Raw genomic sequence first — 13835 nt, 5'->3', positions numbered from 1 at the left:
ATGCGCTCCAAGGCTTGCCAGGCAGCTTACCTGCAGAGCCTGGCGCCAGCCGCCGTGGCATCGAACCCTTTGGGCCAGTTCGTATCCTCCCGAAAGCAAGCGTCTCGAAGAATGGCGCCTTCCAGGTTGACGTCTTCAAGGCGGGCGCCGCTGAAATCGGCGCCGACGAAGGAGGCACCCTTGAAGCTCGCGCGGCTCACGCTGGCATTCTTCAAAATGGCGCCATCGAGCCGGACGCCCTCGTAGCTGCCACCCTGGATGTCGGCGTTGGTAAGGTTCGCGCCGCGCAGATCGCTGCCATCGAGTTGGACTCTCCAAAACGCAAATCCCGAGAGATCGCGTTTCGCAAGCCGGGAGCCCTTCGCGTCCACGCCTTCCAGCTTCGGCCCACGCTGGAACTCATAGCCTGCGGGCAATGCCGTCATGGGGGGCTCTCCATCGCAATCGCGCCAGAGCGGCAGCAGGGGGAGTGTCTCGACCTTGAGGTGCGCGGGCAGCTTCGTGCGGCAGTCGATCATGATCGCGCCCCATTGGACGTCCGTCAGGTCTGCCGTCGCCAGGTCGGCTCCGCGCCAGTCTCCAATGACTCCAGACCCACGGGAGTAACCCACCTGAGCGCCTTTGAGCGATACCCGCCGCAGTACGGCGCCGTTGAGCTTCGCGACGCGCAAGTCGGCCCCGGACAGGTCTTCCCCGTTCCAATCGACTTCGGTGAGGTCCGCCTCCCCCATTGATGTTCCCTTGAAGTTGGCACCCCGCACCGCAGCACGTTTCAATGAAGCGCGGTCAAGTCGCGCACCCTCGAAGTCGGCCTTGACGAGCACGGCATCTTCGAAATTGACGTCTCTGAGGCTTGCTTTGCGAAAGCTCGCAAACTGCGCCGCGGCCCCTTTGAAGGTGGGACCAAAGGAGCGCGTCAAGCCGTCGAACCTTGCGCGCTCCAATCGGGCACCGTTGAAGTTGACCTGGCTAATATCGGCACCGCTGAAATCAGCACCGCGCAAGTCGGCGCCGGTGAAGTCCACTCGGCCGAGTCTGGCACCTTCGAAGGACGCGCCTCGCAGGTCCATGCCGGCAAAGGAGTAGCGCTTTTCGTGGCCGCTGTCAAAACCCGCGAAATCCCTGTCCTTCGGGCCCAGTTGCTGCGGCCTGTCCAACTTGACGAGGCTCAGGGTGCGGCCACGCTGGGCTTGCGTATCGTTTGGCTGCAACGACAGCGCGAGGTCATAGTCCACCAGAGCACCCTCGAATTGCGCCGTTTGGTAGCGCGCATTGGCCCGGCCCACGAGCGCCGGCACATCGCGGGGAGCCACCGCCATGACTTTGCCAAAAGCCTCCTCGGCATCTGCGAAGTCCTTGTACCGAAAGAACAGATGCGCCCGCTCTGCCAGCGCCTCGGGGTCGGCGGGGTTCTTGGCAAGCCGCCGGTCCAGGCCATCAAGCTTGGCGCGGTAAGAGGTTAGCGCGTTCATGTAGCGCGTGTCGCCCTGCCCTGTGTAAGCGTCGAAGGGAATCATCAGGCACATGTCGGTGCTGTAGACCCCAGGAGACCAGCTGGCTGCAAAGACGGTGACCTCCTGGCCCACCTTGAAGTTCCAGCCGCAGTTGCGACCGTCGCTCGCCGTGTAGGAGATGTCCACCTCGCCAGGCGCAGCGCCCTTCCACAGCTTGTCGATCTGGAATCTCGCCCGCCTGCCGGGAGCGCTACCGCTGTTCTCGCTGAGTACTCTGCCCGTGAAGATCAGCCTTGCGGATGCAAGATACTCGTCAGGCTCGGGGTGCCAGCAGCTGCAAGCGAGTGCCTGCAGGGGGGACAGCACCAGCGCTGCAAACAGCGCAGCGTAGAAGGGCCGAAAGTTGCGCATGTGGATAAATCGTCGGTGTCGTTGGTTTGGTCGGGTCGCGCGCATCACCGCGACTGCGCCACCGGCTTGAACGCCGGCCGGCCCTCTGGGGCGGGTGCGCGCCAGGTGAGCTGCACGGCGCGGGTGGTGGTGTTGAAGGTCCAGATGGCCTGCACGGTGCTGCCTTGCACCTGGAGCAGCGCGATGCCGTTGCCGCGCGGTACCAGCAGCGGGCGGCCCAGTTTTTCGGTGGGGATGCCCATGGGCTTTTCCAGGCGGTGGCGGCTGGTGAGATCGCCCTGGGCCGAGATCACGAGCAGCTCGCCGCTCGTGGTCCAGGCGGCGTAGCCGCGGGTCACGGGGTCGTGGGCCAGGGCGGTGATGTCGATGCCGGAGACGGAGCGGTAGTCCAGCCAGCGCTCGGCGCGCACGTCGTAGCGGTACAGAAAGCCTTCGCCGCCCAGGGTGGTCAGCACCAGGATGCCGCCCACCGGGTCGTAGGCCAGGTCGGTGGGCCGGTTCACGCTCGGAAAGCTGGGCGGCAGGGGCGCCAGCGGCGTGCGGCTGCCGCCGCTGGCGCGCAGCACGTTGTCGCCCATGACCCCGAAGAGGGTGCCATCGGGGGTCTGTGCCAGCATGTTCTCGGTGAAGTAGACGCGCGCCGCGTCGCCGGACGACACCGGCCCGGCGTTGGTCCAGGCCACGGGCAGGCGCTGGTCCAGCGTGGGCAGCTCGAAGCGGATGTCCACCGACGGCGCCTCGGGCGGCGGCGGCGTGGGCACCACGCGCGCGCCCGCCGGGTCGGGGCGCTCGTAGCGCTGCACGCCGGGCAGGCGGTAGCCCGAGCGCAGCGCGTGCAGCTGCGCGGCGCCAAAGCGCGAGCGCACCAAGGCGTCCCAGGTGGCGAAGACCTCGGGCGTGGCTGCCTGCGCGGTGTAGCTCAGGTTGGCCTCCCACAGCCGCGCGCCGGGCGGCCCGCTCACGGCGCTGACCGGCTTGTGCAGCGATGCCACCAGGATGGCCTGGATGCGCGTGCCGGGCGTGGCGCTCACCTTCCACAGCACCTTCTCGTAGGTGGACAGCACCAGCACCACCTGCTGGCCGGGGCGGTCCACCACCACCTCGGGCACGCGCTCGCTGGTCTCGTAGCCGGTGACCACCAGCACCTCGCTGCCGGCCGCCACGTCCGCCGGGGGCTGCGCACCGAGCGAGGCCAGCAGGGGCAGCTCCACCGGCCGCATGGCGGGGCCAAAGCCCGGCCGGTGCATGCCGTGCACGCCGCCCGTGTCGGCAGGCGCTGGTGGTTGCGCAGGCGCTTGTGCCAGCGCGGGTGCAGGTGTGGATGTGGATGTGGATGTGGATGTGGGTGCCTGCAGCCCGGGCACCGGCGACTGCTGCGGCTGCCCCAGGCGGGCCGCGGCCTCGCGCACGCGGGCCACCTGGGCCTCGGTGGCCTGGCGCTGCACATCGGCGGCGTTGGCAGAGGGTGGGGGTGGTGCCGGCCGTTGCGGTTGTTGCTGCGCCGGCAGGTCCAGCAGCCTGTGCGTGCTGGTCGGGCCCTCGCAGGGCAGCGCGCGGTACTCGACCACGCCATTGGCGCCCGTGCAGCGGTGGATTTGGGCGCCCGCGCCCCCGGGCAGCAGCAGGGCCGCCAGGCCCACCAGGCCCATCAGGCCCAGGGCTAGCGGGGCGATGAAGGGTGCGGTGAGCGGCGCACAGGCTGGCGCGCAGCGGGGCAGGGGGTTCTTCAGCACCATGTCGGTAGAAGGTGAAGGGTGGAAAGATGGGAAGATGGCCGTGCCAGCCGCCCCGACGAATCGAAACGCCCATGACCGCCCACGCCAGCAGCAGCAACAGCAGCAGCAACGCCCACCACCAAGGCAGCCCCACCGCCCCGCCCCTGCAGGGCCTGCCCTCGCTCAAGGCGCTGCACGCCTTCGAGGCTGCGGCGCGGCACTTGAACTTTCGGCTCGCGGCCGAGGAGCTGGGGGTGACGCAGGGCGCCGTGGCGCAGCAGGTGCGCGCGCTGGAGGCCGAGCTCGGTGTGCGCCTGTTCGAGCGGCGCGCGCGCGGCCTGGCGCCCACCGAGGCGGGTGCCACCTACGCGCTGCGCGTGCGCCGCGCGCTCGAAGAAATTGCCGACGCCACGCGCCAGCTGCGCCCGGGCGAGCGGCAGCTCACCATCAGCGTGGCGCCCACGCTGGCGGCCAAGTGGCTGTTGCCACGCCTGCCGCGCTTTGCCGAGCGCCACCCCGGCACCGAGCTGCGCGTGCTGGCCACCGAGCGCGTGTCGCGCTTCCATGCCGAGGGGGTGGACCTGTCCATCCGCTACGGCCAGCCGCCCTTCGGCCCGGGCCTGCAGGTGCAGCGCCTGCTCGAGAACACCCTCATCGCGGTGGGCAGCCCGGCGCTGGTGGGGGACGTGGGCGCGCTGCCCCCCAAGCGCCTGGCCAAGCTGCCGCTGATCCACGACGCCCACGGCTCCTGGCCCGCCTTCTTTGCCCAGGCCGGCCTGCCGGCCCCGGCACCCGGTGGCACGCGCTTCAACCAGATCGGCCTGGCCATCGACGCGGCCATCGCCGGCCAGGGCCTGGCGCTGGCCAGCCCCTTCTTCGTCGCCCCCGACATCGCCGCCGGCCGCCTGGTGCGCGTGCTGCCCCAGGTGGCACTGCGCACCGGCACCGACTACCACCTGGTGTGGCCGCAGCAGGCGCGCAGCGGCGAGGCGCGCCTGCTGCTCGACGAAGTCACCACCTGGCTGCTGCAGGAGGCCGCGCGCTAAGCGATGGGCCTTGGGATGGGCCTTGGCGGCGGGCGCTGGCGGCAGCCTCAAATGCAGGCCTTCGCGGACACCGGGTGCGGGTGCACCCGCTCCAGGATCTCGCCCTTGCGCTGCAGCCAAATGGTCCAATGGCAATCCTGGGCGTCGCTCACGTTCACCGCAAACTTGCCGTCGCTCTCGGCGTTCAAGGAAAAGCGCTGCTCCTCCTTGGCCAATGGCATCGCAAAATCCAGGATGTGCAGGGCCTGGGCGGTCGGCATGGTGGTGGGCACGCCCGCGCGCACGCCCGAGTCCAGCAGCAGCCTGTCGCGGCCATCGCAGGTCCACTGCCCTTGCGCGGTTTCGCACCGGCCCACCCGGTTGCGGCGGTAGCCCGGCCCGGTCTCGAAGACCTCGGTCTCGAACCACGCACGCGGCCTGCGCGGTGGTGCGTGGTCGTGGGTGTAGATGTTCAGCACGGTGATGGCCGTGTCCGGCCGCGGCAAGGCAATGGCACCACGCAGCTTGGCCATGGCCACGCCATCGAGGTCGAACGCAAACATGGGCATGGGCCCTGCCCAGGCACCCCCGCTGGCGCTGCCCAGCAGCACAGCCAGGGTGGCGGCCCCAATCGTTGGTCGTCGTCGCATCGGCGGTTTTCCCTCTCTCTTGCCGCGGTGGCGCGAGTCTAGGGCGCCGTACGGCCCGTGGGTACCACCCAAATGGCGCAGGCGGGGCCGCGGCATGGCCGGCGTAGCGGCTGCCCGGTTGTCTGTCCGACGGCCCGGGCCATTTTTTGCTGGGCCTTGCCTGCCGGCGCTGCTACATTGCGCAGCGCCCCCGTTCCCCCTGGAAGGCCACGCATGACCCCCTGCCACCCTCGCCACACCGCCATGGCCCAGCCACGGCGCCGGGCCGCAGCGCTGCGGTGCTGGCAGCTGCCCTTGTTGCCCCTGCTCCTGGCCACCGCAAGCGCAGGTGCCCAGGCGGCGCCCGATGCCGCCCCTGTCGCGCAGCCGGGGCTGCAGGTCTGCCCCATCCTCGTCGAGGCCCGTGCGGTGCCGGGCGGGGCGGCGCTCAAGTTCCATGAGACCACCGGGGTGAGGTTCTCGGACACACTGGGCAACCAGGGGCACATCCATGGCCGCAAGGTCACCCGTTGGTCGCGCGATCCGAACGGCCCTGACCTGCCTGAAGAGCAGAGCCTCACCGTGCAGAGCGGGGCTGTGCTCACGCTGTCCGAAAGCCACTTCGGCTGCACCGTGGCGGTGGAGACAGCGGTGGACGGCCGCACCGTGCTCAAGGTCCGCAGGGGCATGAGCTACCCAGGCATACCGGCCCAAACGGCGGAGGGCGTGGTGTCGCTGCCGTAGCGGCGTGGCGGCCCACGCAACGCGGGCGGCGTGCCGGCCTGCCCCCACGCCGTGGGCTCCCGCCTCCTTGTTACCGCCCCCGCCCGCGCGCCGGCCTGGCCACCACCGCGCTGGCGCTGTCCACCAGGCCCTGGATGAGGCGCTGGCGGCGCGAGGCGCGCAGCCACAGGATGCCGAAGCGCCGCGCGTCGGTGGGCTGGGGCAGGGGGATGCGCGCCAGCCGCAGCCCCGACAGCAGGGGCGAGGCGATGTCGGGCACCAGCGACACGCCCAGGCCCTGCTCCACCATCATGGCAATGGCCAGCAGCGAGCTGAGCTCAAAGCGCTCCTGCGGAACGATGCCGGCCGCGCGCAGGTAGCGGTCGGCCTGCTTGCCGCCGCCCAGGCGCCGGTCGTAGCGCACCAGGGGCGAGCTGCGCAGCAGGGCATGCGGGTCGGCGCCGGCCAGGCGCGCCGGGGCCAGCAGCACCAGGGGCTCCTCGCGCAGCAGCGACCAGCCGAAGGTCTTGGGCAGCGCAAACGGCGGGTACAGGCACACGGCGGCGTCGAGCGTGCCATCGAGCACGGCCGCGTACAGCGTGTCGGTGGTGCCCGACTGCAAGAACACCTTGGCCGCCGGGTGCTGCTTGACGAAGCGCGCCAGGATGTGCGGCAGCACGCTGTGCAGCGCCGTGTTGATGGTGCCCACGCGCAGCTCGCCGCCCTGCTGCGCGTCGGCGGTGAGCAGCTCCTTGATCAGCCCCACCTCGCGCAGCAGCGCCTGGCCGCGCTCCACCAGCTGGTGGCCGGCCTCGGTGGGCTGCACCGTGCGGCCCGAGCGGGCCAGCAGCGGCACGCCCATCTCGCGCTCCAGCGCGCGCATCTGCTGGGCCACGGCAGCGGGGGTGAGATCGAGGCGGCGCGCGGCCTCGGACATGGAGCCCGAGTCCACGACCAGAAGAAAGCTCCTCAGAAAATCGGTTTCCATATACACCCTGGATCCAGTGGTTGACCGCTTGCATCCTCCCGGACATCCGGCTGGGCACAAGGCCTTGTTCCCTTGATAGCGTTGTTGGATGGATGAGCTCGCTATGCACCCGAGGGCACCGCGCTCGCCGCGCCATGCGGTGTTGCTCGTCCTTGCGCACATGGGTGCGCCGCGTCCTCGCGCCTTGCATGGCACACCGATCACGGCACCCTCGGGCGCATCCAACCACCGGATCCAGGGTGATAGATTTTCTATCATCTGAACATAGACCGCATGTGTTTTTCTAAAGTCCGGCGCGCCAGACACTGGCCGGCATGAGAAGCAAACTGTTTGTCCCGGGCTCGCGGCCCGAGCTGTTCGGCAAGGCCCTGGCGGGCGCTGCCGACAGCGTGTGTTTCGACCTCGAAGACGCCGTGGCCGAGCCGCGCAAGGCCGAGGCCCGCGCCGCCGTGCGCGAATTTCTGTTGAGCGGTGCAACTGCCGCCAGCGGCAAGACCGTGATCGTGCGCATCAACGCCATGGACACGCCGCACTTTGCGGCCGACATGGCCGCCGTGGCGCTGCCGGGCGTGCACCTGGTGAACCTGCCCAAGCCCGAGGGCGCGGCCCAGGTGCGCGAGGCGGCGGCGCTGCTGGCGCGGGCCGAGGCCGACAACGGCGTGGGTGGCGTGGCCACACCCATCGGCCTGCTGCTCAACATCGAATCCCCGCGCGCCCTGCGCCAGGCCGCCGAGCTGGCCGGTGCCGATGCGCGCGTGGCCGGCCTGCAGATGGGCCTGGGCGATCTGTTCGAACCGCTGGGCATGGGCCGGCGCGAGCCCGCGGCCATCCAGCAGGCGATGTTTGCCGTGCGCATGGCGGCCGGCGAGGCCGGGGTGTACGCCTACGACAGCGCCTTTGCCGACATTGCCGACGCCGAGGGCTACCGCGCCGAGGCGCAGCTGGCGCGGCGCCTGGGCTTCATGGGCAAGACCTGCATCCACCCCAGCCAGGTGGCAATTGCCAACGAGGTCTTTCGCCCCAGCGACGAAGAGATCGCCCATGCCCGCAAGGTGGTGCAGGCCGCGCGCCAGGCCGACGCCGAGGGTGTGGGCGCCTACGTGGTGGACGGAAAAATGATCGACATCCCCTTCGTGCTGCGCGCGCAGGCCGTTGTCGATAGCGCCCGCCGGCTCGGCCTGCTGGACTGAGCCGACCCCCTGATCTGCCCCGACCAGGCCGGCCGACCGCCATGCGCCGGCGGCCACCGCTTTCACGACAACGACGGAGACGACAAGCCCATGAAGACCTCTTCCATCGCACCGCGCCGCACGGCCCTGGCACTGCTCGCCGGCCTGGCCCTGGTGCCCGCCCTGGGCCATGCCCAGGAGGCCGCCTGGCCCGCCAAGACCATCACCATCGTCGTGCCCTACCCACCGGGCGGCTCGAACGACACCTTTGCGCGCCAGATCGCCAAGGAGCTCGGTGAGCAACTGCAGCAAAGCGTGATCATCGACAACCGGCCCGGCGCCAGCGGCAACACCGGCACGGGCCAGGTGGCGCGCGCCACGCCCGATGGTTACACGCTGGTGGCCGTGTCGTCGAGCATGACGACCAACGCTGCCATCCAGACCAAGCTGCCCTACGACGCGAACAAGAGCTTTGCGCCCGTGGCCATGTTTGCCAAGGGCCCCTTCATCGTGGCGGTGAACAACGAGTTTCCGGCCAAGACCCCGGCGCAACTGGTGTCGGCCATCCGCTCGGCGCCGGGCAAGTACAACTACGCCTCGTCGGGCACGGGCAGCGTGAACCAGTTCGGCACCGAGCTGCTCAAGGCCCAGGCCGGCAACCTGCACATCACCCACATCCCCTACCGCGGCATGGGGCCGGCCGTGACCGACCTGGTGGGCAACCAGACGCAGCTGCTCATCTCCAGCGGCCCCTCGCTGCTGCCCATGGTGAGGAGCGGCAAGCTGCGCGCGGTGGGCATTACCAGCCTCAAGCCCAGCCCCATCGCGCCGGACCTCACCCCCATCTCCACAGCCGTGCCGGGCTATGACTTCGAGCTGTGGTGGGGCCTGCTCGCACCGGTCGGCACGCCTGCGGACATCGTGGCCAAGCTCAATGCCGCCGTGAATGCCGCGCTGGCCAAGCCGGCCCTGGCGGCCAACTTCCTCAAGGAAGGGGCCATTGCCACGCCGCTGACGCCGGCCCAGTTCTCCAAAGTGATCGCCGAAGACGTCGAACGCTGGAAAAAACTCGCCAAACAACAAAATATCACCGCGGAATGAGCGCACCATGAGCCCTGCCCACCCCACCGATTCTTTGCCCGCGCGCACCGGCCCCCAGGGCCCGCTGAGCGGCTTGCGCGTGCTGGACCTGAGCGCCTATATCGCCGGGCCCTACGGCTGCTCGCTGCTGGCCGACCAGGGGGCCGAGGTCATCAAGATCGAGCCACCCGTGGGCGACAACCTGCGCAAGTACCCCTCCACGCTGGAGGCCGAGAGCCGCGCCTTCGTGGGCGTGAACCGCAGCAAGCTCGGCGTGGTGCTGGATTTGAAAGACCCGGCCGGCCATGCCGCGCTGCTGGCCCTGGTGCGCACGGCCGATGTGCTGGTGCACAACTTCCGCCCCAGCGTGCCGGCGCGCCTGGGCATGGCCTACGAGCAACTGGCCGCCATCAACCCGCGCCTCATCTACTGCAGCGTGACCGGCTATGGCGAGCGCGGCCCGCTCAAGGACAAGGCCGGCTATGACCAGGTGCTGCAGACCATGACGGGCATGTGCACCCTGCAGGGCAAGCGCGGCGAGCCGCCGGAGATCCTCTACGGATCGGTGGTGGACTACTATGCCTCGGCCCTGGTGGCGGCGGGCGTGGCCTCGGCCCTGTACGAGCGCGAGAAGAGCGGCCGCGGCCAGGTGGTGGGCGTGTCGCTGCTGCGCGCCGCGCTCACCATGCAGTCGGCCCGCCTGGTGTGGGCCCAGGGCGAGCCCAAGGACGTGGGGCGCGACATGCGCTCGGGCGGCATCACCGGCATCCACCCCACGAAGGAGGGGCATATCTACATCTCGGCCAACACGCCGCATTTCTGGGCGGCGCTGTGCGAGAAGACCGGCCTGCCCGCGCTGGCCGCGAGCGAGCGCTACGACTCGGTGCGCAAGCGCGCCCAGCATGTCGACGAAATCGTGCCCCAGCTGCGCGCCGCGCTGGCCACACGCACCGCGCTGGAGTGGGAGGCCTGGTTCGGCGAAGCCGTGCCCTGCGCGGCCGCGCGCTCGGTGGAAGACATGTTCGACCACGAGCAGGTGCTGGCCGAAGACATGGTGACCACCTTCACCCACCCCACGCTGGGCTCGTACCGGGGCTTCACCCGCCCCATCGAATACGGCCGCACGCCCGGGCCCGAGCCGTTTGCGGCGCCCACGCTGGGCCAGCACACCGGGCTGGTGCTGGCGGCGCAGCAGGCGCCAGCGGGCGAGGGCGGCTGATGGCCTCGCTCCACAGCAACGGCACTGCGCCACCGCGCACGCCGGTGCCGCCCGGTGCCTGCGATTCGCACATGCATGTCTACGACGCGCGCTTTGGCTTCACCGGCCCGGCCTCCGCCATGCTGCAAGGGGCCACGGCCTCCGATTACCAGCGCCTGCAGGCCCGGCTGGGCACGCAGCGCACGGTGGTAGTGCAGCCGCGCGTGCATGGCACGGACAACCGCGTGACGCTGGCCGCCATAAAGGCGCTGGGCCCTGCACGCACGCGCGGCGTGGCCGTGGTGGGGCTCGATGTGGCGGATGCGCACTTGGCCGAGCTGCATGCCGGCGGCATCCGCGGCATCCGCTTCACGCTGTACACGCCCGCGCATGCGGTGACCCGCTTCGACATGGTGGAGCGCCTGGCGCAGCGCGTGCACGAACTGGGCTGGCATGTGCAACTGCACTGGACTGCGGACCAGGTGGTGGAGCACTCGGACCTGCTGGCGCGCCTGCCGGGCGCCGTGGTGTTCGACCACCTGGCCCGGCTGCCGCTGCCGCAGGGGCACGCGCACCCGGCCTATAGCGTGGTGCGCCGGCTGCTCGACAACGGGCGCACCTGGGTCAAATTGTCCGGCGTCTACCTCGACTCGCGCGTGGGCGCGGCGGGCGGCTATGCCGACCTGCAGGCCGTTGCCAGCGGCTGGGCACAGGACGCACCCGAGCGCGTGCTCTGGGGCAGCGACTGGCCGCATTCCACCGAGCCCGCCGACGCCAAGCCCGACGACGCCGCGCTGCTCGACCTGCTGGCCCAGTGGGTGCCCGGCGAGCGCGCGCGCCAGCGCGTGCTGGTGGACAACCCGGCCGTGCTCTACGGCTTTGGCTCCCACAACGACGCCGGCAACGAATCAACGACAACGACGGAGACAACGTGACCATGAATTTTCTGAACACCAGGCCATGAATTTTCTGAACACCAGGCGGGCCTTTCTGCGGCAAGGCGTGGCCACCCTCGTGGCGGCTGCCATGCCCCTGGCGGCATCGGCTGCCGCCTGGCCCGACAAGCCCATCCGCATGGTCGTGCCCTACGCCCCCGGCGGCGGGGCCGACAACACCGCGCGCATCGTGGCGCAGCACCTGGGCACAGTGCTGGGCCAGCAGGTCATCATCGACAACAAGCCCGGCGCGGGCGGCGTGATCGGCGCCGACGCCGTGGCCAAAGCCCCGGCCGATGGCTACACCGTGCTGTACGACGCCTCGGCCTTCTCGGTGAACCCGAGCCTGCGCAAGCTGCCGTTCGATGCAGCGCGCGACTTCATTCCCGTCTCGCTGGTGGTCACGGCGCCGCAGATCCTGGTGGTGCCGGCGGCTGCGCCGTACAAAAGCTTTGCCGAGTTCATGGACTTTGCACGCAAGAACCCGGGCCAGCTCTCGTTCGCCTCGGCCGGTGGCGGCACGGGCTCGCACCTGGCGGCCGAGGCGCTCAACGAGCAGGGGCGCATCAACCTCATGCATGTGCCCTACCGCGGCGGCGCGCCCGCGCTCACCGATGTGATGGGCGGCCAGGTGGCCTCGTACTTCGGCAACGTGGCCTCCACGCTGGGCTATGTGAAGGCGGGCAAGCTGCGCGCCCTGGCCGTGAGCTCGGCCACGCGCGTGCCCGGCCTGCCCGACACCCCCACCCTGGCCGAGCAGGGCCTACCCGGCTACCACGTGGTGGAGTGGAACGGCATCTTCTTGCCCAAGGGCACACCGCCCGAGGTGGTGGCCCGCCTCACCGCCGCCGTGCGCGCCACGCTGCAGGACACCAAGGTCAAGGACAAGCTGCTCGCCATGGGCCTGGAGCCCGCCGCAGCAGGCACCACACCGCAGGAGTTCGCGGCCTTCGTGTCCACCGAGATCACGCGCGTGGGCGCGCTGGTCAAGGCGCGCAATATCAAGGTGGATTAGCGGGGGCCTCAGTCCGCGATCTGCACTCCCTGCACCTGAGTGCCGAGTTTCAGGTACAGCACGCCATCGGCACCCAGGCGCCAGGGCGTCGTCTGTGCGCCTGCGCGGCCGGCCAGGCCGGTGGGGGCGAGCGGCGCGCGGGGGACTCCTAAGCCACCGCCGCGGGCATTCCCCGCAGTGCGCCGATCTGCGGCCGCAGAATCAAGAGTGCCTGCACCGTGAAGCCCGCCATCGCCATCCACAGGCAGGCACTTTCTCCCCAGCGCTCGCCTGCGAGCGCACCCAGGGCCGCGCCCACGGGCCGTGCGCCGGCGTTCACCGTCAGAAACAACGCGCCGACACGCGCCAGCATGTTGCCGGGCGTGAGGCCCTGGCGCAGCGTCGTCGACGTGATGGTCCACACGATGGGCCCGGCACCGAACAGGAAGAAGGCGGTGGCGGCCAACCAGGCGCTGGGCACGGCGAGCGTCGAGACCATCACCGCGGCAGCGAGCATGGAGACCATCGGCCCGACCTGGATCGCACGCCCCAGCGACAGGATGCGGACCATCCGCGGTGCCAGCAGCGCCCCGACCACCATGCCTGCGCCGTAGGCACCCAGGGTGATGCCGACCGCGCCGACGTCCAGGCCGAGCACCCTCATGGCATACGGAACATAGGCCGCCTGCAGCACGAACCAGGCGATGTTCCACGCCACCGCGGTGAGCACGAGGGGCCGCAGCAGCGGGCTGCGCCAGACGAACAGGGCACCGTCCTGCACTTCGCGCAACGGGTGGCGTGGCGCGCGCGGCAACGCGGCCGGCTCATGGAGCCGCCACAGCAGGGCCATGGCCGCCAGCGACATCACGGACGCCAGCACAAACGCCGCCGGCGCCCCGGACCAGGACACCATGGCGCCACCCACGGCCGGCCCGCTGGCGAAGGCCACGCTGCGCGCCAGCTCGAGCCGCCCATTGGCCTGCGCCAGCGATGCGCGGGCAACCAGCGTGGGCACCAGGGCGGGCGCCGCCACGCTGAACGCCACCGTGCCCACTGCGCCGACAAAGCCGAGCACCGCCAGGTAGCCGATCGACAGGTGCCCCAGCACCACCCCGGCCAGCAGGGCCATGAGCGACGCGGCGCGCAGCCCCTCCGCAGCCAGCATGAGCCGGCGGCGGGGCATGCGATCGGCCACCAGGCCCAGCGGCAACGAGAGCAGCAGGAAGGGGAGGGTCTGCACTGCGGCCAGCAGTCCGATCTCGCCAGGCCCCGCGTTCAGCAGGAGCACGGCGACCATGGGGACGGCCGCCAGGCTCAATTGCTCGGCGAACTGTGCCGCCAGGTTGGCACCGGTCAGCATGGCAAAGGGATGGGGCAGCGGCGAGGTCGTGGCAAGGCTCCTGAAACCCCGATGGTCCGCGCTGCTGCGCCGGCCTGCTGGCCACTTGCGGACCTGTGATCAGCGTGCCCGAATCGCAACCTGCCCTGTGCCCTGTGCCCTGTGCCCTGTGCCC

At 70.4% G+C, this 13835-nt stretch carries 12 protein-coding genes; 7 read left to right on the top strand and 5 right to left on the bottom strand.

The annotated features are described in order from the left end of the window. Window positions 1-26: 26 nt before the first annotated feature. Both AC3WOH_RS27430 and AC3WOH_RS27425 read right to left on the bottom strand, forming a co-directional pair. The gene (locus AC3WOH_RS27430) at window positions 27-1865 is read right to left on the bottom strand and encodes a pentapeptide repeat-containing protein (protein ID WP_492232472.1); all 1839 of its coding nucleotides are present in this window, start codon (window positions 1863-1865) and stop codon (window positions 27-29) included. Window positions 1866-1909: 44 nt separating this feature from the next. After that, the gene (locus AC3WOH_RS27425) at window positions 1910-3601 is read right to left on the bottom strand and encodes a DUF4124 domain-containing protein (protein ID WP_492232471.1); all 1692 of its coding nucleotides are present in this window, start codon (window positions 3599-3601) and stop codon (window positions 1910-1912) included. Between the two features lie 71 nt (window positions 3602-3672). Between AC3WOH_RS27425 and AC3WOH_RS27420 the strand changes: the two genes are divergently transcribed. Continuing rightward, window positions 3673-4626: a LysR substrate-binding domain-containing protein gene (locus tag AC3WOH_RS27420; RefSeq protein WP_492232470.1), complete on the top strand. Its 954-nt coding sequence runs from the start codon at window positions 3673-3675 to the stop codon at window positions 4624-4626. A 47-nt stretch (window positions 4627-4673) separates the two neighbouring features. On the opposite strand, the gene AC3WOH_RS27415 is transcribed toward AC3WOH_RS27420, so the two are convergent. Further along, complete coding sequence (locus AC3WOH_RS27415) at window positions 4674-5255, bottom strand: hypothetical protein (protein ID WP_492232469.1); 582 nt, start codon at window positions 5253-5255, stop codon at window positions 4674-4676. Between the two features lie 213 nt (window positions 5256-5468). Here AC3WOH_RS27415 and AC3WOH_RS27410 point away from each other — a divergent pair, with 213 nt between their 5' ends. Then, window positions 5469-5978 carry a hypothetical protein gene (locus AC3WOH_RS27410; protein ID WP_492232468.1) on the top strand — a complete coding sequence of 170 codons (510 nt, stop codon included), beginning with the start codon at window positions 5469-5471 and terminating at the stop codon, window positions 5976-5978. A 70-nt stretch (window positions 5979-6048) separates the two neighbouring features. Here AC3WOH_RS27410 and AC3WOH_RS27405 read toward each other — a convergent pair whose 3' ends face one another. Beyond that, a complete protein-coding gene (locus AC3WOH_RS27405; RefSeq protein WP_492232467.1) occupies window positions 6049-6945 on the bottom strand; it encodes a LysR family transcriptional regulator in 897 nt (298 codons plus the stop codon). A 314-nt stretch (window positions 6946-7259) separates the two neighbouring features. On the opposite strand from AC3WOH_RS27405, the gene AC3WOH_RS27400 reads away from it, so the two are divergent. The 5 genes from AC3WOH_RS27400 (at window position 7260) to AC3WOH_RS27380 (ending at window position 12342) form a co-directional block, all read left to right on the top strand. After that, window positions 7260-8135 (top strand): HpcH/HpaI aldolase/citrate lyase family protein, encoded by an 876-nt coding sequence (locus AC3WOH_RS27400; RefSeq protein ID WP_492232466.1) that lies wholly within the window; start codon window positions 7260-7262, stop codon window positions 8133-8135. A gap of 90 nt (window positions 8136-8225) precedes the next feature. Continuing rightward, window positions 8226-9215, top strand: a complete 990-nt coding sequence (locus tag AC3WOH_RS27395) for a tripartite tricarboxylate transporter substrate binding protein (RefSeq protein ID WP_492232465.1) — start codon at window positions 8226-8228, stop codon at window positions 9213-9215. Between the two features lie 7 nt (window positions 9216-9222). Beyond that, entirely contained in the window at window positions 9223-10413 is a 1191-nt protein-coding gene (locus tag AC3WOH_RS27390; RefSeq protein ID WP_492232464.1) for a CoA transferase, read from the top strand. Next, window positions 10413-11327, top strand: a complete 915-nt coding sequence (locus AC3WOH_RS27385; RefSeq protein WP_492232463.1) for an amidohydrolase family protein — start codon at window positions 10413-10415, stop codon at window positions 11325-11327. Before AC3WOH_RS27390 ends, AC3WOH_RS27385 begins: the two co-directional genes overlap by 1 nt. Before the next feature lie 25 nt (window positions 11328-11352). Next, on the top strand, window positions 11353-12342 hold the full coding sequence (locus AC3WOH_RS27380; RefSeq protein WP_492232462.1) for a tripartite tricarboxylate transporter substrate binding protein: 990 nt from the start codon (window positions 11353-11355) through the stop codon (window positions 12340-12342). A gap of 148 nt (window positions 12343-12490) precedes the next feature. On the opposite strand, the gene AC3WOH_RS27375 is transcribed toward AC3WOH_RS27380, so the two are convergent. Next, the gene (locus AC3WOH_RS27375) at window positions 12491-13681 is read right to left on the bottom strand and encodes an MFS transporter (protein WP_492232461.1); all 1191 of its coding nucleotides are present in this window, start codon (window positions 13679-13681) and stop codon (window positions 12491-12493) included. Between the last annotated feature and the right edge of the window lie 154 nt (window positions 13682-13835).

The sequence above is a fragment of the Acidovorax sp. FW305-C-20-28 genome (assembly GCF_058783375.1).
Note: the sequence above shows the minus strand (reverse complement) of the source record. Positions and strands in the feature narration are given on the sequence as shown.

Coding starts and splice junctions, on each gene's coding strand:
- AC3WOH_RS27430 (WP_492232472.1), bottom strand. CDS start 1,865: ATGCGCAACTTTCGGCCCTTCTACGCTGCGCTGTTTGCAGCGCTGGTG.
- AC3WOH_RS27425 (WP_492232471.1), bottom strand. CDS start 3,601: ATGGTGCTGAAGAACCCCCTGCCCCGCTGCGCGCCAGCCTGTGCGCCG.
- AC3WOH_RS27420 (WP_492232470.1), top strand. CDS start 3,673: ATGACCGCCCACGCCAGCAGCAGCAACAGCAGCAGCAACGCCCACCAC.
- AC3WOH_RS27415 (WP_492232469.1), bottom strand. CDS start 5,255: ATGCGACGACGACCAACGATTGGGGCCGCCACCCTGGCTGTGCTGCTG.
- AC3WOH_RS27410 (WP_492232468.1), top strand. CDS start 5,469: ATGACCCCCTGCCACCCTCGCCACACCGCCATGGCCCAGCCACGGCGC.
- AC3WOH_RS27405 (WP_492232467.1), bottom strand. CDS start 6,945: ATGGAAACCGATTTTCTGAGGAGCTTTCTTCTGGTCGTGGACTCGGGC.
- AC3WOH_RS27400 (WP_492232466.1), top strand. CDS start 7,260: ATGAGAAGCAAACTGTTTGTCCCGGGCTCGCGGCCCGAGCTGTTCGGC.
- AC3WOH_RS27395 (WP_492232465.1), top strand. CDS start 8,226: ATGAAGACCTCTTCCATCGCACCGCGCCGCACGGCCCTGGCACTGCTC.
- AC3WOH_RS27390 (WP_492232464.1), top strand. CDS start 9,223: ATGAGCCCTGCCCACCCCACCGATTCTTTGCCCGCGCGCACCGGCCCC.
- AC3WOH_RS27385 (WP_492232463.1), top strand. CDS start 10,413: ATGGCCTCGCTCCACAGCAACGGCACTGCGCCACCGCGCACGCCGGTG.
- AC3WOH_RS27380 (WP_492232462.1), top strand. CDS start 11,353: ATGAATTTTCTGAACACCAGGCGGGCCTTTCTGCGGCAAGGCGTGGCC.
- AC3WOH_RS27375 (WP_492232461.1), bottom strand. CDS start 13,681: ATGCTGACCGGTGCCAACCTGGCGGCACAGTTCGCCGAGCAATTGAGC.